Origin of the sequence: Paenibacillus macquariensis (assembly GCF_900156375.1) — a bacterium.
Lineage (GTDB): Bacteria > Bacillota > Bacilli > Paenibacillales > Paenibacillaceae > Paenibacillus_AQ > Paenibacillus_AQ macquariensis.
This window is the reverse complement of the sequence record NZ_FTNK01000002.1, coordinates 24,451-50,042: the sequence shown is the minus strand read 5'-3', so window position 1 is coordinate 50,042 and position 25,592 is coordinate 24,451. Positions and strand designations below refer to the sequence as shown.

Below are 25,592 nucleotides of genomic sequence, written 5' to 3'. Positions count from 1 at the left end.
TCACTTTTACACTTACTTAAAATAAGCTTTCATCTCAGTATGATAAGGCAGGTTCAGTATCTCCTCTAAAAATCCTTCCGCTTGCTCCCGAGTACGATTGAAGGGGTCCATCATAATCAAGTCCACCATAAGGTTTTTATCATGACTCTCGTAAGCAGCAAGCTCCATTTCAACAGGTGCTATTCTGTCCCGTAACATGCGCGACAAAATCTGCTTGGGAAGTGGCAATGTCTTAATGCCCTGTATGCCTCGTTTGGAAACAAGCGCAGGTATTTCAACTTCAAAGTCACGAGGCACACCCGCCACATATTCGTTGTCGTTCAAGATGTTAACAATAACCACACGCTCCACATCGCATGAAAGTGCCTCGATGAGTGGGATCATAGGTTCGTTCGAGTGTCCTCCATCTATAAGATCACTTACCTTGTCATCTCCATAAGCGGCTTTTTTGATAAACTCAACCTGACCGGTACTATACTCAAAATATCCCTTGAACCAGGCATCCGGATCTTCATTCCACACCTTTTCCACTTCAGGGCTGGTGTGATACCAACTTCCCCATGCCCCGCCCCCTGGGTTTGCCGTGTCGCCAATAGGAAATAGACCATATCGTTTATATAAATCGACTGCCTTAGGGCCAATGCCACAGCTGGTCCCACATTCTTTGCCAAACTCCACTGCTGCTCCATTGACCCATTCATCCAAGAGCGGTTTTGCATCCTCACCTTTATGGTAAAAGCTGTTCAACCACACAAAATGATTGACTCCGGGGATCTGGAAGGTAATGTCCTCACGATTCATACCCAGTTCTTCTGCCAGTTCATAAATCCCTGAGTAGCCATGACACAACCCTACTGATTTAACCTCTGGATATTTGCGCTGCAAGTAGGTAATTCCCGCCATCACAGGATTGGCAATCATGATATACCATGCATCCGGGCACACCCGTTTGATATCCTGAAGAATATCCTCCATCATACGAAGCTGGTAGAAATTGATCCAGAAGGCCTCGTCATGCATAATGTGCATGCTGCCACCAAAGCGGTATCCCCATTTTTTGCCGATTTCCCAGCCCTCTTTCCAACCCTTATAGCCACCTATCAGTACGGTATTAATGACATAATCCGCACCTTGAAGACATTCAATACGATCGGTTGTTTTGGAGATATTCAGCTTAACGCCGGTTTCTTCCGAGAATCGCTTACACAACGTGTAAGACGCGTCCAGCCGATCCTCATCAATATCCATAAAACAAATTTCACTGTTTATCAAATTGGGAGTCAAGCAAAGATCCTTGATCATATTTAACGAAAAGATTCCGCTTCCAGCACCAATTACACTAATTTTTCTACTCATCATTCATCCTCCTAATTTAATTGCTTAGTGTCGTACGTATTCGCAAGAATCAATAATCAATGAATTTCATCTAAATAATAACTTTTTACCCCTTAACACTTCCCATGACCAATCCTTTGGTAAAATGCTTTTGCAAAAAAGGATAAACCATCAACACGGGTAAGGTTGCAACAAAAATCTGGGCGGCGCGGGTGGTCTGGTCCGAAATAAGCCGCATTAACGTCATATCCTTAGCGGTAAGCGTTTTGGTATCGTACGTAGTAATGGCTTTTTGTAAGAAGCTTTGCATAGGATAGTTCTTAGGATGGTTCATGTACAATATACCGTCGAACCACGAGTTCCAATGTCCCACAATACAAAACAGCGCGATGGTTGCAACAGCGGGTGTTGCTAACGGCAAGACGACTCTGAACAAGCTTGTAAGTGGTCCTGCGCCGTCGATGCTTGCTGCCTCTTCCATCTCTACAGGTAAATCTCGAAAAAAGTTCATCAACAAAATGACGGAGAAGATGGGTACCAAACCGGGCAACACCAAAACCCATATATTGTTGATTAGACCATATTTCATAAACGTCATATACTCGGGTACAAGCCCGCCTCCAAAAAGCATCGGGATGAGCAGGAAGTAAGTGTAAAACTGCCTCCCCTTAAACTTTTGGCTGCTTTTCGCCATCGGATACGCCGTGATAAACACAATGAACAGCGTGAGTGGCACAGCGAGAGCCAGGCGTTTGAGTGTAACAACAAATGCGTGCCAGAACGCTGTGTTTTGTAACACATATTTATAGGACTCCAGTGTCGCATCAACCGGCCAGATACCAACTTTCCCACTGGACGCGGCAAAAGAGGAGCTAAATGAGAGGGCGAGTACATGTACTAGAGGAAGTATGCATATTAGCGAAATCAAGCTGAGAAAGAACAGGTTGCAAATCATGAACACTTTTCTCTTCCAACTGGTTTTTATTGCGTTCTTCGCCTTTGTTGTTCTCATAACAGCCTCCTAAAAAATCTTATATTCTGTTAAGCGATATGCCAGCCTATAGGATATAACGATCAACACAAAGGAGATGATCGACTTGATAAGGCTCACGGCAGTCGATAGCGAAAACAGCATATCCTTGATACCCAATCGGTAGACAAACGTGTCCAGTATATCTCCCGTTTCATATACGATTGGATTGTACAGGTTATAGATTTGATCAAATCCGGCATCAAGGATGCCACCGATGGAGAGCACCGTCATGAGTACCACAATACTGGAGATACCTGGAAGCGTTATGTGAAACATCTGCTGGAAATAGCTTGCTCCATCCACTTCGGCCGCCTCGTACAAGGAAGGGTCTATACTAGTAAGTGCTGCCAAATACACGATGGTGCCGAACCCGAAACTCTTCCAGGTATCGGTGATGATGATCACATTGGGGAACCATTCTTTATCCCCCAAGAAGAAAACCGGGTCGATACCAAATATTCCTAAAATATTATTTACCATCCCGTTGGAAGGAGACAGTATCTCGATAAAGACACCCGCCAATATGACCCAGCTAAGAAAATAAGGGAGATATACGATGGTCTGTACCGAACGAACAAAAAATCTGTTACGCACCTCGTTTAGCAGTAGTGCAAAAAAGATCGGCACCACAAGACCGAGAATAATCTTGAGGATAGAAATATATAGTGTGTTGAACATGACCTGCTGGATGTTATCCAGCGTGAACAGACGTACAAAATTGTCAAATCCCACGAATCTCGAGCCGAAAATGCCGGCAGTAGGGGTAAAGTCTTGAAATGCCATGATGATGCCGAACATAGGCACATAAGAAAAAAGTATGAGAATAACACAAGCCGGCAGCATAAGGCCATGATAGGTAAGCTGCGTTTTCAACACATACCGGTTTAACCTTTTGTGTGAGATATGCGCTTGTCTCTGCTTCACTGGTACACCTCTTTTCAAATATCTGGATTATCTTTACGTGAAGTGATGATATTTTGTACATATCCGGAAGAATAGTCCCTTCCAGATATGCAAGTAAATTACGATGATAAACCAGAGACACTACTTATTCTGCTGTACCGATTCTCGCACTTCTTTTATAACCTGCTGGCCACCGCTGGACTCCCAGTCTTTGACAAAATCGTCAAACGCATCGATAGATACTTCGCCCATAATAATCTTTACATAGGCTTCGAGCTTCTTCGTTTCAAGCACGCCCCATTTCTTTTTCATCGTCTCTGTACCGGTGCTATAGTATTCTTCCTGCAGTACCAGATCATTTTTCATATAATAGTTCAGAATACCGGAAGCACTATCAGGTCCATACATTTTGTAGGTAATATAGTCGTCCTCGGTGGGATTTTTCATGTAACGCATCACACCCTCATAATACATCTCGTTGGAGGGGAACATCTCACCCACATCCTTGCCCGCCAGTTTGTCTTGAATTTTAAGGTAGTACCCGATGTCCTCATGGGCAAGCCACGGGTTGACCCGACTAAACTTGGCAGGCATTTCACCTTTTTCATTCTTGTGATATTTGAGGATATCTTCCTTGCTACCATATGCTTTTTCAAACCAGAGATTGAACATTTTAACAAGTGCTTCAGGATGTTCATAGCCTTTGCGAACTACATAGTAAGTGTCTGGACCTGCAACACCCATTACCTTAGCGTCACCTCCATCAGCACCAAATATCTTGACAGGTACCCATTCGGCACCCATCTCGCGGTGAGAAGCCCCTAGCGGCCAATCGACTGCATACCAAGGCAACCATGCAACGCCTACTTTGCTGCTGTCAATGGCTTTGATAAACTGATTCCAGTCATTGGCGCCAAACTCGCGGTTGATCATGCCTTCATTGAATGCTTTATTCATAAATGCAAGCGCAGCCTTAGTTTCTGGCTGTGTGCCGCCATACACAATTTCCCCGTTAGCATTTTTCACCCAAGATTTAGGATGTGACCCAAAGCTGTCAAACAAGCCAATCAGCTCATCCAACGTGTTACTTGTAGTAAAGGCATAAGTGTCATTCAAACCGTTACCATCAGGGTCATCTTTTGTAAAGGCTTTCATTATCTTGTTTAAATCGTCGAATGTTTTGGGAACTTCCAACTTTAAATTATCCAACCAATCTTTGCGCAGCCAGGTGACGACCCCGGCACTTTCAAGGTACCCCTGAGTAGCAGGCAGCGCATACAGACTTCCATTTATTTTAGACATATCCATACAAATGCCGCTGTCTGCGACAAGATACTCTTTGGTTTTTTCACTGGCATACTTTTCGTACACCTCGGTCAAATCTGCAGCCAAACCCGAATTAACCAGCATTTCAAACTGCTTGCGGTTTACAGACATCAGGTCAGGGATTTGGCCTGAAGCGATTTGCAGATTCAGCTTTTCTTCCAGTTGCGAGCTGCTTACTACAAACATATCTTCAAATTTTATTCCTAGCTCATCCCGGTATGCATCGATCCAAACATTGTCTTCTTGCGTCTGGCCGGCGATTTTCTCGCTAGCAGGGTCGGGCTCTGCGGTTCCCACCGTTAGGGTGATATTGGGCTCATATTTGCCTGCCGTCTCATTCCAATTTGATAAATCCTTACTCTGGATGTTGTCCCCTCCAGATTCTGCAGGAGAGCCTGCGCAAGCCGTTAAAGAGAAAAGAAATACTGATATGATCGCGCTTACAAACAGACGTTTCATAAATATCCTCCTTGTATAATCGTACTTGTAATGCAGTCCGAATGGTCTAGGAACAGCTCATGATTCCTTATCAAGCGCTTTGTAATACCTTAATGGTAATGCGTTTTTCACTTGAAAAATAGTTACTTTTTCTTTGTATTTATGTACTTTTCGTTGGAAGTTACAGCGAAGTGATATTATTTGTGCACCCTATTTGGGGTCTTCACAGATACACCAAAAAGCAGGGGATTCTCGGGTTTGTGAAGATCACCAAGAAGGGAGCCTACTCATGGTAAATATACATAAACATACAATTTAAGATCCACTTTGAAATTTTAACTGACTCTACCACAGATTCTTACTCAATTGAAAGGTGTTTTCGGTATTCTTGAGGCGTAATTCCAGTCATTTTCTTGAAAAAACGACTGAAATACGAGGCATTGTCATAGCCAACATTACGCGCAATCTCGTGTATCTTATGTTTGGGGTCTGCCAGCATTTCTTTGCAGATCCGGATACGTTCGACCTTTACATAATCAGATATATTCATTCCAACCTGCTGTTTGAATAAATGTGACAGGTAAGAGGAATTTAAGTACACGACATCTGCAAGCATGATGAGTGATAAATCTTTGTCCGTGTTTTGGTTTATATATTTAAGTACTATTCCAATTTCTCGGCTGATGCCGTTGGTCGCATTAGAAGAGCTGGATGCTTCATACTTGGTAGTTTCGGGTAAAATGATAGAGCAATCAAAATTACAGCACTTTTGCATTGTTTCTTTGAACTGAATATACTTTTTGTGTAAACTCGCCACGCTCACGGCCTGTGTGGAATAGATGATGTTGATGTACTGCCCTGCCAAATGATAAAAACTTTCCTGCGTGTTTTCGTACATAACAAAGAGAGATTTCAAGAATTTGGCGGCTTCCCCATAGACTCCACCAAGAATCTTGAACTGTACCAGCAATGTAACCTCTGACACACCTGTCTCCACCAGTTCATAAGAGAAATGAGGTTTCAGGAATTCCGCCAGTGAAGCCTCGAGTGCCATCATCACAAAGGCTCGCTGTGAGACATCCCGCACTTCAATTGCCAGCAACGCCATTTCCATCGGACGCGAAAAATCCAATGTGCTGCCTACTCTTACATCGAGCTCATCCAAACCGATTTCACCAAACAACAGGCACTGTAGATGGCTGTTTTTTATAGCACCATCCCACTTTTGGGATTGCAGTTTTAGTTTATCTGTCAGGCTAAACAGCTCCTGGTCACTTTCCACCTCTGCAATAGCTTTTTCCACAGCATCAAATAAAACCTCGTCACCCTCGCTTTTTAGCACATACGCTGTCACCTCAAAGTCGATAGCTTTTTTAGCATACTCAAAATTGTCATGAGCAGATAACACTAGTTTTTTCGTTTTAGGATAATATACTGAAACCGCTTTCAACAAATCGAGACCGGATACAAAGGGCATACTGATGTCTGTCATCAAAATATGAAAGCTTCCCATTGCCATCAAGTCAAGGCATTCATCCCCAGAATAAGCTTTGTATACCTCAACCATCCCGCCAAAATGCTCAGATATGGCTTGTTCAAGCCATTCGGTTATTGCCGCTTCATCATCAACCACAATCATTCGATACATGCTTCTACACCTCTCGTTTCAGTGTCCTGTGAGCTATAGGGTATCTTAATCTCTACCTGGCATCCTCCACTGGCGGCATTGGTTACAGACACACCATAATCGGTTCCAAATTTGATTTTTAACCGCTTGTTGATGTTAAATATGGCGGAGTCGGATGGTGCATCCGGCAGCAAAAGTTCTTTCTTGAATTTTTCTAAAATGTCATCCTCTATCCCTTTGCCATTATCAGAAATGCGGATGATAAGTTCTTGGTCTACCTGCCTAATTGATAACACAACCTGCAGAATTTCGCGTTTGTACCCAATGCCGTACTTAAAGATGTTTTCTACAAAGGGCTGCAGAATAAGCCGTGGTACCTCTACCTGCAAAATGGCTGGATCTTCATAATGCACATCAATGGATACCCTGGACCCATAACGTTTTTTCATGATGTTCATATACACTTCCGTGTGAAGCAGTTCTTCTTGCAACAGCACATCACTGCGTGAATTTTTGGTCAGGAATTTATAGTACTGACTCAAACTAATCGAGAATTCCTCTGCGTTCTCGTTGTCGCCTTCTTTTATCATGTGATGCAAAACATAAAAGCTATTGTATAAAAAGTGTGGGTTAATTTGCGATTGCAATTGCTGGTAAATTGCACGCTGTGCATAGATCTCTTTGATATAGTTTTCCGTAATTAAGTCACTTAGCTTCACGGACATGGTGTTGAAGTTCTGATAGAGATAGGAGATTTCATCGTTACCCTTGCGTTCAAGCCGAGTAGAAAAGTCCCCTTTCTCTACTTGTTTAAATCCATCTATCAAGATCCGAATCGGTCTTTTAATAAGCCGTCCTACCACAAGAAAGTAAGCGACAATCGCCGCCACAGTACAAAAAAGCACAAAAAACATACTGACATAAAAACTTTCTAAAAATGAATACACACTATCTGTAGGCACAAGGCTGTAAGTGGTGAAATCACCCAATGAGGAGGAGGTTTGAATCAATAAGTTATGGGGAAGATCCTTATTCTTAATAGCAAAGTTGGATTGCACCAAATTCCGTGCAAGCTCGCTCGCTGTATTATACAGGTATGTTTCTTCGTTTCCATGAAAAACAAAAATAATTTCCTCATTCGCAAAACTCTTCCTAGTTTCCACAAGCTGCCATAATTTTTTCATATCAATTTCTGCTGCTATATTCACTCCTACATCTTCTAAATATCCACTTTTTGACGCTATAAACAATCTCCCCTCCCACTCTACGACACGCTTATAATCGTGATAGAAGGACCTGATCTTGTTATCTTCTTCCGCATTGAAATCTTCCAATCCATTTTTCGCTGAGAAACGCCTGTTCGCGGAAGGTATATTTGCCCAAACATCTGAAAAAATCCGGCTGGTATCCATTGTATTCTGGAATCTTTCTCGAAAACGATTGATTGCGGAGATTCCATTATAGTGGATACCACCGGGGCTGCTAGTGTTAAGCTCATTCCAATCGCTCATATTGGATATCTTGAACAATTGTTGCTTTACATAATCGATATCACTCTCCACCGTTTTCATCAGTTCACTCTGATTTTGCTGGATTGATTCAATGGCATTGACTTTTAATGATGACATACTTTGAAAGAAGAAGATGAGCATCCCGATGACTACTGGTATATTTACCAACAGCAGAATCACGATTAATTTAGAAAAAAAGGAATTCCGGAGCTTACTCATTCGTTCTCATCTCCCAAGATTACTTTTAAATTCCATAATTAAGATATGTAAGTAAACTACACCATGGTGGTACCAAACAATGTGGGGATATTTGTATCGCCTGATTAACCTCCTTGAAAATCCTTCTAAGCGATCAAGGGCGAATTCCCGCAGTAGGAATGCGGTGTTATCTGATGCCAGTGACACCCTGAGCTACTTTCATGATATCTATATCCATCTATATATTTTCCCACTAGTTACTTTTATCCTGTTAATACTTGCCCACTGTTTTAATTCTTCTATGTTAACATCTTCATTATTGTTGAATCTAAAATGTAAATCCATTGAAATAAATTTTCTTCCATATAGCTTGATACCGATACTCTGTACAAAATAGCCTTGTATTATAATCTTCTCAATTTTTTCTATTGGTACTTCAATATGATTTATCTTAATTGTATTTTCTGTGATTTCTAACTCATTACTTTTTCTTAAGATCTTCTTTAATAGCATTACTACTTGTAATAGGATACATAAAAATAAGATAATCGCAAAAAAAACAGATAAAAAATCATCTTTTCGAAGTACTAATAATAGTAAAAAAGTAATTAAAATAGTACTGATCACTTGGATATACCCTGATTTAGGTAATTTAATTTCATATTTCTTGTTCATGTTCTGGTTTAATCCCTTTCTACTTTCTGGTTTCAGATAACGTTTCCGCATTCCTGAGTTTCAAGCGGCTTAAGGCACGTAGTGCAGGGTCATCAGACTTAACCGATTGAATGTGTTGCCTGAATCTACTTCTCGGATATCCCTCTTTGCAACCAAGGAGCGTCAGCGACGATGTAGGAATGTAATGTTATAGGATGTCAGTGCCTTCTTTGAGTATCTCACAAACTCATGTATCCTTTATTTTATTTGTACCCATTCCCGTTCAAGCACTGAGTAGATTGATTCATTACACCATTTATTATTGCAATATCTAACTTCTCTGAGTATACCGTCCTTTATCATTCCAGCTCTTATCATTAATTTTTCCGATAAAACATTTTCAGTATTTGCGTATGCAACAACCCTATGTGCATTGAGTTCGCTGAATGCATATCCTATCATAAGTTTAGTAGCTTCGGTTCCATATCCTTTTCCCCAAAAATTAGGATGTAATGCCCAACCGATTTCCCATTCTCTAATTTCAGACCAATTCAACTTGATACTTAATCTACCAATTGGTTTCCTATCCTGCTTCAAGCAAATTGCGAGTTGGTACTTTTCACGTGGATTATTCTTTGAATCTGAAAGCACTGTTTGAAAATCATTTTGTATTTCAATAGTATCTGGTGCACTACTTTCAAACTTGTGTGTTATTGGATTTTCTTCCAATTCATTATAAAAAGAGAAATCACCTTCTATAAAATTTCTCAATATAATTCGTTCCCCTATGATATTCATTCCTTATCTCCTCACTTATAATTTGGTCTGAGTACTTCTATCTTTTGACCTTTTGTATTTTGTGCTGATTTCCTATAACGTTGTCGTATTCACGAACCCTCACCGTCTTAAGGCCATAGGCCGGGCGCGATGCGCTTAGTCGGTGCAGGGTTGTCGCCTGAGTCCGCATCATCGAAATGGGTCTCGGCGACCAAGGGCCGTAAGGCCCGCGGCGTGAATGCAATGTTAACTGAGGTTCATACCTACGAAGCATAACTCAAATTAAATTTCGTTTATTTCATTCAGTATTTCATATATTGATACTCCTACTTTAAATTAAATCCATATCCTATAGTCAGATAAATTATGTATGGGCGAGAATGTTTATAAGCTTACCAAATGGGTCGCGGACAAAAAAACGCCGAACCCCCCAAGGCTCATCTACAGGACCATATTCTATTGGAAATCCGGCACTCTTCATACGTTCAATACAAATATCAACATTGTCAACTTCAATAGATAGATCAGGGGTAGGTTTCTGTGAGCCCCCCTGTGAGGCGAAACTAATTTGGACACTCATTTCATCACTTGATCCATAAGTTACTATCCAGCCATGGTCCATCAATATATCGAGTCCGAGTACATCCTGATAGAACGTTTTAGCCGCGCTTATATTCCTTACATTTATATTCGGGACAATTCGTTTGACTTTCATTTGCTACCTCCACAATTTTCGAAATGTTGTAATTATAGATTTGCAGGAATTTCAGTTAACGTTGCCGTATTCACGACGTTCATTACCCTTAGATAGCTCTTAAGGTAATACGTATATTTAATTCGTCTTGAAAACGCGAAATCCTTTAGCTATGCGGTTTTTTCGTTTTCAGTAGAGTTATGAAGTGTTCTCGTGTGGTTGTGTTTTGTGGGCAAGTTGTGGGCATTCACTTATTAAATAAGGAGAGAAACGAATACAAATAAATACCCTACCGACCAATTAAGGTTAGCGGGGTATTTATTGATGTTTTTAGAAATGTATTAATTGTATTTACAATCACCGTGACTCTTTATCAGCTAAGTTCTTGTTCACTCTCTCTTCGATTATTATCATCATCCTTTTAGCCATAAGTTTTAAGAATTCCCTCTCGTATGGTTCACGCTTTATCACTTTGCCAGCATCTCTATATTTCGCACATATTCCTCAACTACATTGATTCAGTACTTTCCAACTGATTGTTCTCGTAACCATTGTGCTAGAAATTCCCGTGTCTCTTGAACCGGGAAATACCACTTACTTCCTACTTTATGTTTAACGAACCTAGGATCAAAAAAGAAAGTGTTTTGAATTGTATTCCAACTCATGCACGTCCGTTTCTTCAATTCTTTAGCATCCCAAAATATATATTCTGCTTCTACTTCTTTAATTAAGGTATTAATTCTCTCTCGGCATATCTTTAATACTTCCTCTTGATCAATTGTGACCGTTATTAATTCCCCCAAGATTCTCCCCCTCTATCGTTCCCACGCGTCCAAAATGATTATATTATCCACTCTTCTTTTATCTTCCCAGCTTATATACCTCTCCTTCTCCAACTCTAAAAGAGCATAATTAATACGCCCTTCTGTCTTACCAGTCTTTATTTCTAATTCCCTTATTGTAGGTATCATATGATGAATGGTAGAGAAGTTACAAAGTATCCTTAAAACTTCTCGTTCCAGTTCCTCAAGTATTATTTCACCTCTAAGCTGTTTTTATAATGGGATGCCATGCTAGTACATTGTCAACGAGAAATGTTCTGGGCGATCCGCTCTTAAGATCGTTTGCTCTAATCAGACCATTACGAATTGCATTAATTTCGATACGGCGCTGTGTGATCTTTCCTGACTGGTCCATATAGATGATCACTACGATTTTTCCGATGTATTTATCTGGCATGACTTTCACTCCTTTTAAGAACGTTTGTTTGTATTATATGCGAACATGTGTTCTTTATTCAAGGAAATTGTTTTTCCAATTAAGAAGGACTCTCACACGCTTTAATAGAATATTGAATGTATGAACGGAGGGGTTTTATGAACGTAAGGGAAGAATTACATAAAGCTGTAGCAAGTAATCAGAAAGTCGCTGTAAGGCTTAATAATGGAGAGATTATTAACAGGAGTGGCAGAAGCATTCACAGCCTCTAATCGTGCCAAGATCAGGACGGAAGAAGGACCTACATGGATACCTTTTGCAGATGTCGAGCATGTTTCGAGGGTTATAAATATGTTTCGTTAAAATAAAAATAAAGACCACCTTAGCGTTATGCGTCTGTGGTCATTGTTTTGCACTATCGTGTTCCGTTAGTACAATTATCTAGGAATTTATCTTCATCTAAAAACACCTTATAGCTCATTTCCACTCTTCTTCCAAAATAGCGTAATAGTATTCATCCCACCATTCAACACCATCTGGTATACATTTTTTAAAATAGCCTTCTCTCCTCATTCCAATTTTCTCCATTACTCGATATGATGAAATATTCTGAGGCTGACATGTAGCTATAATCCTATGTAATTTCATTTTCTCAAAACCGTATTTCAATATAGCTTTCGCTGCTTCAGAAGCATACCCTTTTTTGTGATATTTAGGATTAAACACCCAACCGATCTCATAAGTATGATCACCAAAATACTTATAAAAAACAATGTGACCAATGGGAAGATTTTCTTCCATTAATACAACAGGAAAATTTTAGGCGTTATCACCCGTGTTTTTATTTATAAACTCCTTAGCATCTTCTTCAGAAAAAATCCCAGCAGGTAAATATTTCATAACATTAATGTCTGATGTATACTCATGTACAGCCTTCCAATTTATAACTTCAAATTTGCGTATCAATAATCTATCTGTTTTTATATACATTCTTCACTCTTCCCCCATCAAAATTATTAATCCATTTAAATTTGTTTCGTTAATAGATGTTAAATACCTTCTAAAATAAACAGTCGTTCTTCAGCTATCCTGTCTAATGGTTCATTCTTATAACGTAAAATACCCTGCCAGCACTCTCGCTCAGCAAGGTATCATATGTATTAAAAGGGGTTATCTATATATTAGAGGATGAAACCTTAAGGGAGATTATGCTGAGGTTAGAAGTAGATAAATGCTCCTCTGGCATATATTATTATGCTGTTTGCCTTTATTTAGATTCTTATATAAATCAAATAAGACCACTTTGGCGTTATGCCTTTGTGGTATTTTAGTTGTCTTCTGCCTATAGATTCTAATAATAAAAACCAGAAAACGACTCTTTCCCCTATATACATTTTGCATGATAATAAATGATGAGCAGTCTAATGGCACGTAAGACACCCTGCCATAACCGCATCAAAATACCCGTCAGTCTAATAGACTGACGGGTATAACCAAAGGAGACATGAGTGGAGTATACCCAGATAGGCTAGAGTTAGTTACCAATAGGACGAACATAACCAAGGTTACTGTAACCTCAGCAGTCTCTCCCGTAGTAATTTCTCCAATTTCAATGGAGTACACCTTACTATATGTGGAAATATAAAATGAAGATTGGGTTTACTGATAAAGAAGATTCAATCCTTCATGGCTAAGTGGTTTTTTTTGCTCAGGAAAATTTTCCTTACCTAAACAAAAAAATACCCCGCCGACCAATTAAGGTTGACGGGGTATTTTACCGATGTTTTCGGACTGCACGCTCGGTGCTTCCGATCCGTGTAAAATCACATTATCATATTTGGGAAAATCTGTAAATTAAGACTATTAGCTTCTACGTGCTGCATGGTCTACATTATGAATAAGTATTAACTTAGATACAGAACGTTTTAGTGATAATAACCAGCAATATGAACAATACTAATATCCCTGCTGCACCCATACCACCAATTCCGCATACTCCACCAACTCCACCAACTCCACCAACTCCACCAACTCCACCAACTCCACAACCCATAGTAATTCCTCCTTTCAATTAGAATACACCTTACTATATGGATAAATATTAAATGGAGATTGGGTTTAATGGTAAGAAAAACATAGCCTTGTATCATGCCCTGTGGTGATTTTGTTGCTAAGGAAAATTTTCCTTACCCAGATAAAAATACCCCCACCGACCAATTAAGGTTAGCGGGCGGGGGGGGGGTACCGATGTTTTCGGATTGCATAACAATGCTTCCGTATATGTTAAAGCTAATATAATATATATGGGACAATCTGTAAATAGGTACTATCTGTTGCTAAGGAAAAGTTTCCTTACCAATAAAAAGGGCCTACCAACAGAACGCTTTAGTGATTATAACAAGCAAAATGAACAATACTAAAATTGCTCCCATACTGCCAACTCCACCAACACCGCAACATCCGCCAACTCCACCAATTCCGCCAATTCCGCCAATTCCGCCAATTCCACCAACTCCACCAATTCCACCAACTCCACCAATTCCACCAACTCCACCAACTCCATAAGCCATAGTAATTCCTCCTTTCAATTAGAATACACCTTACTATATGGATAAATATTAAATGGAGATTGGGTTTAATGGTAAGAAAAACATAGCCTTGTATCATGCCCTGTGGTGATTTTGTTGCTAAGGAAAATTTTCCTTACCCAGAAAAAAATACCCCACAGACCAATTAAGGTTAGTGGGGTATTTTACCGATGTTTTCGGATTGCATAACGATGCTTCCGTATATGTTGATGCTAATATAATCTATTTGGGACAAGTTGTAAATAATTAAATAATCCTTGCAAGAGAAAGACTCCGTTAACGCACTAAGGCCCCGCAAGGTAATCGCTAGCGGGGCCTTACCATATTCATCATGAAAATAAGAGGTACCTTAATATTAGGGGGTGAACCTTAAAGGGAGATTATATTGTAGTTAGAACTAAATAAAAAAAGCCCTACGAAACGAAGACTGCTATCCGTTTTGCTTTACTTGTCCAGAAGCTATTCTCAATTCATCTGCCAATCTACCAATCTCCTGTTTATCTGCGCTTGTCTTAGCAGCCCCCCATGCAGGCTTAAGATACTTATCAATGATTGCATTTGCGTCTTTAGGGTCCACTTTTGAGGTCTCCTCTTTGGAATAATAGTCTTGCAGATATTTTGTAGGCTCTACTACACCGCTCTCAGTTTGCGTGTAACCAAATGAAGGCGAACATGCCTTACGGAGATGCGCCCCTGTACTCTTACCTGTGTTACCTTGATTGCCTATAACCTGACCCTTGACCACTTGCTGTCCTACTTTAACTACTATTGCAGATAAATGTGCATACACATGCAAATAGCCTTTATCATCTTTAATAGCTACCACATTGCCCATATTACCGAATCCTGAGCCTGTAACCCCCATCTTAGCGTGTAACACTTCGCCGGTTACAAATGCCTTGAGCGCACCATTGGTTGGTGAAATCACAAGGTCTACACCTCTATGGAATCTCTTAACATGATCTACTGGATGCATGCGCATTCCGAATGGACTTGTTAGTCTATAAATTTCAAATGGATTCATGATTGATCGCCGCCCTTCTGTTTTAAAACTGCTATAATCTCTTTTATCTTATTTGGCAATGGCAGCCCAAGCCGCCCGTAATTCTCAGTAACTGATATAAGTTCATTCGTTAAATAAAAATAAATTGAGCCAACCATAATGACATCCGTCGCGAATAGTACATCTAAACGGTGTGCCAATATCACAACAAGGATCATGAGCCCTTTTTTAGCCAATCCCCAAAACCCAACATTGCTGCTAAGGCCCTTACCTTCTTTTTAATGAAGCAAAAATTCCGGTCACATAATCGATTACAATGGCAAGTAGAATCCTAAAGAGGTGACTGCTTTGAAACGATATGCAAGGTGGGAAAAGGTTGTTATCTTTTCTCTTCTAGGATTAGCCACTCTTTTTGTAATGGGTTTCTTTGTAATTAGATATATTTTCTTGAATGTTTCATTTGCTCCATAAGTGGGACTTTTTTTTATTGGAGTGCTTATATATTCAATACAGGGTGTAACCTATCGTTTATTTCTTTAATAGATAAAAAAATCGGGTATATTTGTTGAAGAACTACAGCGTTTCCGAGTGATTTAAGTCGGTCCATCCTGTTGGAAACCCCATGAGCCACTCGACCCACGTTGGGTTCAATTGCCCAGGTTGTTCTGCTCGTATCGCATCCGGTAAACTGTTTGATCTGTTTCTTCCCTTCGCAGCCAAGGTCTCTGGTTTCCTCGCTCCTTGTAGTCCCTTGCTGTAGGAGTCGGCCAATACCCTAACTCTTTCCACAGCGCCGCCGTAGCTAACGCATTTCCTTGCTGTATCCCTCTTGGATTGTTGAAGTCCATCCCAGGGCCATTGTTCGTTGCTGTCGGTGTGGGCCACAACAAAAGTTCTGTATCGTTGATGTTTCGCATCGACACCACAAGCCGGAATAATAAACGTTTGTGTTTCGTATCCTTCACTTTCCAAGTCAATAAGCGTTCGCTCGAGTTCCATATTGACGAAGTTAGCAACATTTTCACCAACTACCCAAGTTGGCCTGATTTCTTGTATGATTCTAAACATTTCTGGCCAGAGGTCTCGGTCGTCATCTCTCCCTTTTTTTTGACCCGCGATGCTGAATGGCTGACAAGGAAATCCTCCTGAAAGAATGTCAATTGTTCTACCTGGACCAATGATTCCATCCTCCTTTAATCGATCTGCTGATAATGTGCATACATCGTCATATATTGGTACATCAGGCCAGTGCTTCCGCAGTACCTTCTGAGGAAATGGTTCACGTTCACAAAAGGCTACTGTTTTCATTCCGGCCCACTCAGCAGCTAAACTATCACCGCCAATTCCGCTAAATAGGCTTAAGTGGTTCATATGTGTGTCTGTCTCCCTTCCTCTGGAACTTCTTTGTAATTTTTGCGTCTTATCTACAAAGGAGTTGATTTTTATGCTTAATGCTATCTGGCCAATTATTGTAGTTCCCACATTAATAGCTTTAAGGATATTCTTTATTCAGCGCCGCAAAAAATAGTGATACGTTTTATCTACAAAGGAGTTGATCTAATGTTCATGTTCATCTTTTTACTGTTGTTTGGTAGTGCAGTAATTGCTTTTGGTATTTATGCTATTAAAAATCCCTATTCATGGTGGTTCAGGAACCTGTTTGACGACCGTGAACCTAGCGATTTGTGGGTATGGTATTTAAAATTGGTTGGCACAATAACTATAGGAATGGGTGCAATGATTATCCTGTTCGGCACTCAGCATCTCTTTATTTAATTAATTAATAGTTTCTAGGAGGCACCTCGTTGACAAACATACTAACCAAGCTATATTCCGAGTATTTTCTTATCCCACGAGTATTACGCCAATTAATTATGTTGGGATGGATAATTTTATTTTTTTACTCAGGTTATAAATTCCGATGGTTTTATTGGAATTAAATAGATTTGATCTTCTTTCATTGCATTAATGGGTACACCAGTTCTATTTTTGGGCATACAGATCCCGAAAGTAACAACCTATTCCAGAGGAAGATAATCTATATCGATAAGTGCCTCTCCGGTAATAGATAGTCCTTCATTGCTTGCTTCTAGTAATATTTCTGAAAAGATCGGAATTGTACTTTTAGAAGGAACAAATTTCTCTGCTTGTTCTAGGGGGTATCTCTTTGAGATTAAAAGGCAACGTCTTTCTAACGCAGCTATAGAAGAGCCAAGCGAAGATTATACGCTATAATAGATGAAGTTCCTACACGACTCTGGTTAACATTGAATGATATAAGCTTATTAGCAGCCCGCTAAGGAAATGAAAGTTATAAGCCATAATTAATAATACGCGGGTAAACTGTCTCCAGGCAAAAGATTCCCTAGGAAAAACGGCTTGTTCTGCTCTTTGCTTAGCCGCAGCTAAGTGCTACTTTGTATGACAAAGACGGACTACGAAACTATCAAATTGGTCCTCCAAAAAACAAAGGATCCCGACGGGCAATAGACATTAGCGCCAGAGGCGCAGCGGTTATCGACGCACAAATAAAAGATCTAAAAAGCTTCCGTTTAATGATTGGACCAAAATACCACAAAAATAAAGACGGCAGGGATTTTATATTTGTAATGCATACTGATCAGTTACCTGGCTATCCGTTAAGGCCTTCAACAGTAAATGAGATGTTAGTAAAAGTTTTAGAAGATGTAGGGTTACCAAGTAAATATATAACCGCGCATGGTTTGCGCCATACCTATACGAGCTTGTCTGCTGAGGCAAATGTGACACTGGATGACATAAGCAAGCAGTTGGGGCATACAACAGATAAAATGACTAAGCGCGTCTACCTACACGTAACAGAGGCAAGACGTAGAGCAAACGTAGACAAGTTGGATGCTTTAATTGGAGATTTATATTGAGTATGTGGGCAAGTTGTGGGCAACGCCCCTTGTAAACCCTGTAGCATCAAGAGATTCACCTTAGATAGCTCTTATCTTAGGGGAATGGATGTGTCCGGCTGAATTCACCCACGTCTCTTCTACCTCAGGCCGGACCGAGGGCGCATGCCCGAAGCGTGAATATGGTGTTAGGCGATGCCGCGTTGAACTGCTTACACTCTATTCATTTGTAATTTCCAATTCATATTTAATTTGAGTTTTACTCTGCCCTTCTATTGCTTCGATCATTTCTTCTACTTCTTTAAATCCACTCTTCTCATAAAACACTCTTCCTTTGTGATTCTCTTTCGCTACCCAAGCAAACAGTTTCTTTATTGGCTTTAAAACTTGAATATATTCCTGAATGAAGCTTTTTCCTATTCCCATTTTATGATATTCAGGTCGTACATAGATTCTTAGTAATTCATATTCTTCTGCATTCACTTGACTTGTTTGAGCATATCCAACGACTTCGTTATTAAATTCAGCAATCAAAAATTTCCGTCTGAGACTTTGAAGCTCTCTCTCTACAGATCGTCCTAAATTCTCATTAGAATAAGCCCTACTTAGAAAATTATGAATGAAATCTTTTGAGTAAATGCCTTCATAAGTATAAATCCATGTTTCATGAGCTATTGATTGAACATGCGGAATATCCTCTCTTGAAACAAATCTAATTGTGATCATGTTGTTGTTATCCTTCTTTCGTTATATGGTATTTGCTCTTCAGCGGTTTCGCCTAACGTTCTTGTATCTACGAACCCGAGAGGCTTAAAGGAGCTTTAGCGACTAGGTGGCTTCGCAAGGTTATTCGCTGATTCAACTCCTCTGTTTACCACTTCATGCGAACCAAGGGCAAAGCCCGCAGCATAGATACGCTGTTACGCGGAGTTACCGTCTTCTTGAATTACTCACAAACTGTTTTTTTATCCCCCAATGTAAAATACACTAAGTTGTCCTTTAATTCACTCTCTTGATTAAATCCTATCTCTTCTTTAAAAGCCTCTGCGACTGGAGATTTCCGACATCCGTTGTCGATTCAATATAATCTAGCTTCATAAAGTCAAATCCGATTCGTGTTATCTTCATCAAAACTTCCTGCATCAGTCCTCTTCCCCAGTAATTCGGGGACAAATCAAAACCTATTTCAGCTTTTGTTTCTTGATTCTCTGTTGACCAGCATTGAAAACCGCATGTCCCGATAAGTTCATTATTCTCTTTATTAAATAATCCGTATATACTCACATTCTCTTGTGATTTATATACTTCTAATGATCTATTTTGTCTATCCATTCTCTCTTATTATGCTTGATAATTTTTATGAATTCAGTCTTTGATATCCCTTCAAGTGAATCATGTATCTCTGTACTAAATGTATTAGTGTCAATTAATATTATTGCTAGTGATTCTCCACAGCTTGCTCTAGTCATATCATCAACCTTATCGTCTCTTGCCATTTCGAGTAATGATGAAATCACCTCATCATTAGAGTAATTACTTAAGTCCATAGCGGCGTCATCTCTCTCTGCATCCGAAGCAGTAAAGTCTAAAAGTATATCTATTAACTTCTTCCACTTTTCTATAGTATTCACCCACTTTGTTAATACTTCTCGGTTTTAAAATGCACTGGTTTGCTGTCTTTACATTATCATTTCGTATCTTTCAGGTAACGTTGCGTATTTGTGACGTCCAAACAGCTTAAGGACCGCAGGTCCGGGTGCCTTCGCCACTTAGCTGGTTGGATGTGTCGCCTGATTCCACTTCCCCGAAATTCCTCTTGGCGACCAAGGAGCGTCAGCGACGATGCTGAAAAACATTGTTATACGCTGCCCCTTCTTCTTCGATAACACTCACATAGCTGTCTTGTTTGTTTATGTACTGGCTAGGTTAAATTTTAATGTTGATTTAGTCGGAAAATAAAAATTGAGTTGGCTCTACTAAGCTGTAGGATCGACTCTATTTCGTTTATTTTGGAGAGTAAATCTTTAAAGAACCCCCCTTATGTTAAATAAGACTAATTTACTCAAGCTAATTAAATCTACACTTGTATTTCTCCTATTACAAACCCTATACATATAAATACCAAAATAAAGGAAATTAAAGAAAGAGAAAATCTCTGCATGAATTGAATAGGAAGTAAGTTAGCTCTGAGCTTACTTGTAAATGTATCTAGAATAACAACGATTGCAACAAATAATACTCCCGTTAGTACGTCAACATAAGTAAATGGCTTACCAATATATTTACTAAGAAAAACAAATAAACTGATGATTACACTGTATTGTCCAAATTGAAAAAGAAAATATTTAAAATGATTCATAAATACACCATCCTCCCTGAAACTTCCTCTAAAGATTTCTGTGATATTTCTATACGTTTTATAAACTTCGAACAAGCATTCTTAACACTATTATAGAACGAATGTCCATCAACAATGAGTATTAACATAGCCAATGTATTTAATATGTATTTAATATGTCTTTATATGTTTGTGTCTCTCGGATCTATCAATCCGTTTCCGGGAAAGTTACCTCATCTACTATCCATTTGTCCTACGATTTCAACTTCTTCTTCGTAAATGCAACCATATCCTTTAAATTGATTTATGTCTTATATGTCTACCCATCAGTAATAATTTATATAATTAATCGTTTCACCGTTATTGAAGGTTTATTGGTCTTATCAGTTTAACAATTCTCAAAGGGGTTACGTATAACGTTGTTGCATTCACGACGCGACCCGGCCTTAGATAGCTCCTATCTTAGGCCGGGTCGTGTGTTGTCTGAACTACTTCTATGATTATACATCTGACAACCAAGGGGCGGAAGCCACGCAGCGTGCATGCTGTGTTATCTGAAGTCAATGCGTTCACAGAGTCAACCAGTATTTCCGGTTAAAATCAGTTGCTCCGATCATCAATCGAAATACCATATCGAACGAGTACATGCCACATATATTTTAATTCCTGAAGCACTTCTTCATAGTTACCCCTGTCAAACCAGAGATCAGGATTGCGTTTCAAATCGTTGACAGCATTCCCGATCACACTTGCGTCGATGTTACCATTCCTTGCAATTCGCTTGGCTAATGAGGGCATGGTTGGACCCCTAAAATCAGATGGCACTTCCTCTGAACGCATTGCAAACCCCATATGCCAAAATAGTTCAATAGAATATTTGATGCTGATTTGCTCTAAGTAATTCCCTATATCTGTTCGTTTGAACGATGGATCAGCAACTAAAATTTCCACATCATCTTTAAGAAATATATCTCCATGAACTTGAGTTTCGATAAAATGGTTAAGATTCCGATGGGGGGGCAGTTTTGACGGATCCTTTAACGGACGTTCAAGATTATACAATAGCTGCTCTATCAATTTTCTAGTTGTAAGATCTTTTTCTCCAATAGCATAATCCCGAAAGAAAGCATCCGTAAAAAGCGCAGATAAAATATCGTCTAATTCCTCATATGTACCCTTTTCCTTAGGATTATCTTGAGAGCCACCGTAAGTGAACGTACAGCGATGTGAAACATTCGGTCTTAAAAGAAAATAACAAGATCCGAATCGTGGAGACGGCCCATCCGGATGCAACAACAAATCAAGAGCCCCGTACTTTGGCCGTTCACAGTTGGTTACACCCTCCAACTGATAAGCTCCGCCAAATAGTTTTTTCTCCCAAAGATCCCGTGCACCACCTAGGTAAGCCGATACGCTGCCATTGGATATGAGAGTCTCGAACTGACTTTTATAGATCCCTTGCTCAAATAATGATTGAGCCACACTTTTCATATCTACAACCGGACGATCAGGATGAAAATGTAAAGCCACCCTTGCATTTGATCGAAGCTTATGAACTGCTTCTTCAAAGGTATTCCAAGGAATATTTGATAACTGAAAAATTTCTTTGAGTGATGCTTGAGCTCCTTTTTTTTGGGATCTTGCGCAATTACGTATGTACTCAATTGCTGCGTTCTGAGATCTTGTAATTTGTCTGTAGTTCGACACAAGCAACACCAACCTTTTCTAAAATTAAGATTTCAATCTACCTTATAATAGTATTGTTTTAATATAGTTTTTGAATAGATTTTGAATTGCATTGATTTCCGATAACGTTGCGTATTTCAGACGTCCAAACGGCTTAAGGACCGTAGGTCCGGGTGGCTTCGCCACTTAGCCAGTTGGATGTGTCGCCTGAATCCACTTCTCCAAAAACTCCTCTTGGCGACCAAGGAGCGGTAGCGACGATGCTGAAAAACGTTGTTATGTGATTCCTATGCCCTCGTTGAAACACCTCCAAATATTATTCCTTTACTATCTTTATTTCTTTGGCATCCGCTTGTGAGGGGTATGCTTCGTCGATTCCACCCTTAATTTTGTAATGTATTTTTTGACCAGGTTTTAAATTTCTTGTATTGGTTCTTAACCATATTGCTTCTCCGACATACTCACCCATAATATCCTTCCAAGTCTTGTTCATATATTTCTTGTCAACCACTAAAATACGATTTTCTGTTACTTCTATAATAAATCCTCCACCTTCATTTGGAGACCGGCTTATTGTAGACCCTTCCTTGGAACTGCAACCAGCAAGTAACATCACCATCATAGCCAATACCTTAATTATCTTCATTGCGTCACTCCCTTGAGAATTTACATAGCATAGGTTTCACATAACGTTCCCGCATTCCTGACGTTCGAGCGGCTTAAGGTGCGTAGCACCGGGTCGTCAGACTTAGCCGATTGAATGTGTCGCCTGAATTAACTTCTCTGAAATCTCCCTTGGCGATCAAGGGCGTATGCCCGCAGTAGGAATGCTTTGTTAGGTGATGTTACCGCCTTCTTCGAATTGCTTCCAATGCAATGTTTAATATCATTAATACTGGTAATTTCATTTAACGTTTTCTATTCATATTTTATGACTACTTTGATTTTGCTTTTGAAATTATTAATTTATAGTAATGTGCCACTTCATATAAACAATTTATAGTCTCTAAGAAATAGGCATACGCCGTTCTAAGTCTTCCATCCACGTTTTCATTATCAGGGAGTATTTCACTAATTATTTCTTTTTCTTTACTCTTGTGAAATTTATGCACCACATCATTTCTAGATTCTCTGATATAGCTATCAATAAAATCAAATAATAAGTAATCATTTTGATCAAATTTATAAATATTTCCATCGATGAAGTTAATCATACAAGAAAATTCCGACTTGTTATTACGATTATTTTTTTTGTATTTCTTGTAAATTCTAGTCATCTGTAGTTCATCAATAGTAAAATTCGTACTAGATTCAATAAATGTGTATATATGAGTATACTCTTCAGATAAAGTTTTATTTAGTAACTCTATAAATGAGATAATATATCCTTCAATTTCCTTATACTCTTCTTCAGATTCAGGTATGAAATATGTATTTCTTACTGTACTTTTTCCCCAATCTATTTCAACTTCAACTGGAATAACATCTGTAATCGAATCCAGTTCGGAATCTAGATGTTCAATTTTATATTTCACATTTTTTAATAATAGATTGTAGTTGTTTTCAATTGTTTGCATTTTATCTCCTCCAAAAATATAAATAACGTCTATCACAGTTATGTTCCTGCGCCCTTGAGCGTAATAACTGTGTGAACTGTCCATTTAAGTCGAGTTGCTTTCAAAATAATGTTTATTGCTGTATTCGTTAATATGCGCGTTAATTTCACCTAACTTTGCGTATTTCTGACGTTCAAGCGGCTTATGGACCAGTAGGTCCGGGTGGCATCGCCACTTAGCCGGTTGGATGTGTGGCCTGATTCTACTTCTCAGATAATTCCTCTTGGCGACCAAGGAGCGGTAGCGACGATGCAGAAATATATTGTTATATGCAGTAAGTGCCTACTCCGTGATACCCTCAATAGATATTGTTAATTTTATTCAAAAAAGTTGAGATTTCCTCAAAAGACCTTATCCAAATAACGTTAAGTCCAAGCTCGTTTGCATCCTGTTCTTCCAATAAGTAGGCCAGCTTATCTATTGATTCTCTACCATTTTCAATGGTTATTGGTATTTTTTTAATTATATAATGATTTAAATTTTTGTCAGGATTTTTTCTAATAGAGACATCTAAAAGACGGCGTAAATTGGGATCTGTCAAACTCAATCCTATGAATAAGCAGGTATTTTGACTGAGTTTATTTAGTTGTATTAAATTCGACCAACTGAATGGTTCGATAAATTGGCTGTGGTATGAATCTTCACTGAATACTATATTAGATTCAATTGGAATGTCACCTAATCTTGGTAAAAATCCATGAACATGATATATTGGAATCTCATCCGATTTATGTTTAATACCTTCGCAATAGATAGATCTATTTTTAACTGAATTACTACTTAAGTACTCTTCAATGAGCGAATCAAAATTAAAAGTAATAATAGAATCAAGTGGTTTTCTATCTCTTTGAGGCCGTGATATATTGGTTATTGACTCAATAATTCTATTAGAACCTAAACTTCCTGAATAAAGTGCGTTTCTAACTTCATTTTGAAATTCTTTACCTAAGTTGTTTTTTAAATATTTTCCTATTATTAAGTTTGAGTACCTACTATTAAAATCACTAGTATTTTCAAAATTTATAGTAATGTTATGATTATTTGAAATTCTTTTCATCATAGTTTCTAATAGTTTGTTTAATAGTTCATTCCAAGTAGGTATGCCAGCACTTATTGAAACACCCGCGCCACATACTAATGTAAGTCGTCCTTCAGATAATGCCTTTTCTAATGAAATTAAGTCTTTATCATATGATAATTCATTGAGAAATTCCTCGTGTTGATGTACAACGTTCCCAGATAATGCATTTATTAAATTGTTTATATTATCTTCAAAATTACTAGATAAATCGAGATATTGATAATTAGAGAGATAGCTTGGCACACTAACTTTATCTATGAGTATCGGGATAACTTTCCTGCTTTCTCTAGATATATCACCAAGAACCATAGCAGAGAACTCTCTTAACACCCATTTTGAATTAAGAGAGTTCTTGCTAAAAATAATAATTATTGCATCCGCATTATTAATCCCTTCATTAATTTTATTAATAATGTTATCTCCGACTTCAATTTTCCATTTGTCAATCCAAATATCATGACCAGCCTGTTTTAAATGATTTACTATTTTTTCAGCTATGCCTATATCTTCATGACTATAGCTAATAAAAATCTTCATCTTTGCACCTTCTCTTCTTTTATTTGTTTATGTATTGCACTTATTGTATATAACGTTCGCGCATTACCGACGTCCAAACAGCTTAAGGACCATAGGTCCGGGTGGCTTCGCCACTTAGCCGGTTGGATGTGTCGCCTGATTTACTTCTCC

General features: G+C 38.9%; 27 protein-coding genes and 1 pseudogene. 2 read left to right on the top strand and 26 right to left on the bottom strand.

What is annotated here, in order from left to right:
* Window positions 1-12 precede the first annotated feature (12 nt).
* From BW961_RS03085 to BW961_RS03005, 17 genes and pseudogenes are all read right to left on the bottom strand, one after another.
* The gene (locus BW961_RS03085) at window positions 13-1,359 is read right to left on the bottom strand and encodes a family 4 glycosyl hydrolase (protein ID WP_082867742.1); all 1,347 of its coding nucleotides are present in this window, start codon (window positions 1,357-1,359) and stop codon (window positions 13-15) included.
* Between the two features lie 82 nt (window positions 1,360-1,441).
* Entirely contained in the window at window positions 1,442-2,347 is a 906-nt protein-coding gene (locus BW961_RS03080; RefSeq protein WP_068592824.1) for a carbohydrate ABC transporter permease, read from the bottom strand.
* Window positions 2,348-2,356: 9 nt separating this feature from the next.
* The gene (locus BW961_RS03075; protein ID WP_082867741.1) at window positions 2,357-3,310 is read right to left on the bottom strand and encodes an ABC transporter permease; all 954 of its coding nucleotides are present in this window, start codon (window positions 3,308-3,310) and stop codon (window positions 2,357-2,359) included.
* 102 nt (window positions 3,311-3,412) lie between these two features.
* Window positions 3,413-5,056 (bottom strand): type 2 periplasmic-binding domain-containing protein, encoded by a 1,644-nt coding sequence (locus tag BW961_RS03070; protein ID WP_068592822.1) that lies wholly within the window; start codon window positions 5,054-5,056, stop codon window positions 3,413-3,415.
* Between the two features lie 337 nt (window positions 5,057-5,393).
* Window positions 5,394-6,683 carry a response regulator transcription factor gene (locus BW961_RS03065; protein ID WP_068592819.1) on the bottom strand — a complete coding sequence of 430 codons (1,290 nt, stop codon included), beginning with the start codon at window positions 6,681-6,683 and terminating at the stop codon, window positions 5,394-5,396.
* A complete protein-coding gene (locus tag BW961_RS03060) occupies window positions 6,671-8,341 on the bottom strand; it encodes a sensor histidine kinase (RefSeq protein ID WP_212568130.1) in 1,671 nt (556 codons plus the stop codon). Before BW961_RS03060 ends, BW961_RS03065 begins: the two co-directional genes overlap by 13 nt.
* A 258-nt stretch (window positions 8,342-8,599) precedes the next feature.
* Window positions 8,600-9,046 (bottom strand): hypothetical protein, encoded by a 447-nt coding sequence (locus tag BW961_RS03055; RefSeq protein ID WP_068592816.1) that lies wholly within the window; start codon window positions 9,044-9,046, stop codon window positions 8,600-8,602.
* Window positions 9,047-9,283: 237 nt separating this feature from the next.
* The gene (locus BW961_RS03050; RefSeq protein WP_068592813.1) at window positions 9,284-9,823 is read right to left on the bottom strand and encodes a GNAT family N-acetyltransferase; all 540 of its coding nucleotides are present in this window, start codon (window positions 9,821-9,823) and stop codon (window positions 9,284-9,286) included.
* Window positions 9,824-10,166: 343 nt separating this feature from the next.
* Window positions 10,167-10,517 carry a VOC family protein gene (locus BW961_RS03045; RefSeq protein WP_068592810.1) on the bottom strand — a complete coding sequence of 117 codons (351 nt, stop codon included), beginning with the start codon at window positions 10,515-10,517 and terminating at the stop codon, window positions 10,167-10,169.
* Between the two features lie 497 nt (window positions 10,518-11,014).
* Complete coding sequence (locus BW961_RS03040; protein WP_068592808.1) at window positions 11,015-11,299, bottom strand: group-specific protein; 285 nt, start codon at window positions 11,297-11,299, stop codon at window positions 11,015-11,017.
* A 241-nt stretch (window positions 11,300-11,540) separates the two neighbouring features.
* Entirely contained in the window at window positions 11,541-11,735 is a 195-nt protein-coding gene (locus BW961_RS03030; RefSeq protein ID WP_068592806.1) for a hypothetical protein, read from the bottom strand.
* A 456-nt stretch (window positions 11,736-12,191) separates the two neighbouring features.
* Window positions 12,192-12,704: pseudogene (locus BW961_RS03025) on the bottom strand (GNAT family N-acetyltransferase).
* Window positions 12,705-13,623: 919 nt separating this feature from the next.
* Window positions 13,624-13,767, bottom strand: a complete 144-nt coding sequence (locus BW961_RS30290; protein WP_169810383.1) for a hypothetical protein — start codon at window positions 13,765-13,767, stop codon at window positions 13,624-13,626.
* Window positions 13,768-14,083: 316 nt separating this feature from the next.
* Window positions 14,084-14,284 (bottom strand): hypothetical protein, encoded by a 201-nt coding sequence (locus BW961_RS31845; RefSeq protein WP_076576663.1) that lies wholly within the window; start codon window positions 14,282-14,284, stop codon window positions 14,084-14,086.
* A 448-nt stretch (window positions 14,285-14,732) separates the two neighbouring features.
* Window positions 14,733-15,326, bottom strand: a complete 594-nt coding sequence (locus BW961_RS03015) for a M23 family metallopeptidase (RefSeq protein WP_068592804.1) — start codon at window positions 15,324-15,326, stop codon at window positions 14,733-14,735.
* Window positions 15,323-15,541, bottom strand: a complete 219-nt coding sequence (locus BW961_RS31030) for a phage holin family protein (RefSeq protein WP_068592802.1) — start codon at window positions 15,539-15,541, stop codon at window positions 15,323-15,325. The genes BW961_RS03015 and BW961_RS31030 overlap by 4 nt, the downstream gene beginning before the upstream one ends.
* A 337-nt stretch (window positions 15,542-15,878) precedes the next feature.
* Window positions 15,879-16,676, bottom strand: coding sequence for a DNA cytosine methyltransferase (locus tag BW961_RS03005; RefSeq protein ID WP_082867739.1), 798 nt, complete (start codon window positions 16,674-16,676; stop codon window positions 15,879-15,881).
* Window positions 16,677-16,865: 189 nt separating this feature from the next.
* On the opposite strand from BW961_RS03005, the gene BW961_RS03000 reads away from it, so the two are divergent.
* Window positions 16,866-17,081, top strand: a complete 216-nt coding sequence (locus BW961_RS03000; protein ID WP_068592800.1) for a DUF6199 family natural product biosynthesis protein — start codon at window positions 16,866-16,868, stop codon at window positions 17,079-17,081.
* A gap of 242 nt (window positions 17,082-17,323) precedes the next feature.
* Here the strand turns inward: BW961_RS03000 and BW961_RS31840 are convergent, their stop codons facing one another.
* Window positions 17,324-17,479, bottom strand: coding sequence for a hypothetical protein (locus tag BW961_RS31840; RefSeq protein ID WP_394327663.1), 156 nt, complete (start codon window positions 17,477-17,479; stop codon window positions 17,324-17,326).
* Between the two features lie 381 nt (window positions 17,480-17,860).
* On the opposite strand from BW961_RS31840, the gene BW961_RS02990 reads away from it, so the two are divergent.
* Entirely contained in the window at window positions 17,861-18,205 is a 345-nt protein-coding gene (locus BW961_RS02990) for a tyrosine-type recombinase/integrase (protein WP_244555880.1), read from the top strand.
* Between the two features lie 198 nt (window positions 18,206-18,403).
* On the opposite strand, the gene BW961_RS02985 is transcribed toward BW961_RS02990, so the two are convergent.
* The 8 genes from BW961_RS02985 to BW961_RS02950 all read right to left on the bottom strand — a co-directional run bounded on the left by BW961_RS02985 (window position 18,404) and on the right by BW961_RS02950 (window position 25,442).
* Window positions 18,404-18,910, bottom strand: a complete 507-nt coding sequence (locus tag BW961_RS02985; protein WP_068592795.1) for a GNAT family N-acetyltransferase — start codon at window positions 18,908-18,910, stop codon at window positions 18,404-18,406.
* A 297-nt stretch (window positions 18,911-19,207) separates the two neighbouring features.
* A complete protein-coding gene (locus BW961_RS02980; protein ID WP_068592793.1) occupies window positions 19,208-19,516 on the bottom strand; it encodes a GNAT family N-acetyltransferase in 309 nt (102 codons plus the stop codon).
* Window positions 19,492-19,815: a hypothetical protein gene (locus BW961_RS02975; protein ID WP_082867738.1), complete on the bottom strand. Its 324-nt coding sequence runs from the start codon at window positions 19,813-19,815 to the stop codon at window positions 19,492-19,494. Before BW961_RS02975 ends, BW961_RS02980 begins: the two co-directional genes overlap by 25 nt.
* Window positions 19,816-20,261: 446 nt before the next feature.
* Window positions 20,262-20,543 (bottom strand): hypothetical protein, encoded by a 282-nt coding sequence (locus tag BW961_RS02970; protein WP_068592791.1) that lies wholly within the window; start codon window positions 20,541-20,543, stop codon window positions 20,262-20,264.
* 579 nt (window positions 20,544-21,122) lie between these two features.
* Window positions 21,123-22,229, bottom strand: a complete 1,107-nt coding sequence (locus BW961_RS02965; RefSeq protein ID WP_394327662.1) for a DUF3626 domain-containing protein — start codon at window positions 22,227-22,229, stop codon at window positions 21,123-21,125.
* 295 nt (window positions 22,230-22,524) lie between these two features.
* Window positions 22,525-22,854 carry a YobA family protein gene (locus tag BW961_RS02960; RefSeq protein WP_068592787.1) on the bottom strand — a complete coding sequence of 110 codons (330 nt, stop codon included), beginning with the start codon at window positions 22,852-22,854 and terminating at the stop codon, window positions 22,525-22,527.
* Window positions 22,855-23,143: 289 nt separating this feature from the next.
* On the bottom strand, window positions 23,144-23,785 hold the full coding sequence (locus BW961_RS02955; RefSeq protein ID WP_068592785.1) for a hypothetical protein: 642 nt from the start codon (window positions 23,783-23,785) through the stop codon (window positions 23,144-23,146).
* 337 nt (window positions 23,786-24,122) lie between these two features.
* On the bottom strand, window positions 24,123-25,442 hold the full coding sequence (locus tag BW961_RS02950; protein ID WP_068592783.1) for a TIR domain-containing protein: 1,320 nt from the start codon (window positions 25,440-25,442) through the stop codon (window positions 24,123-24,125).
* Window positions 25,443-25,592: the final 150 nt, after the last annotated feature.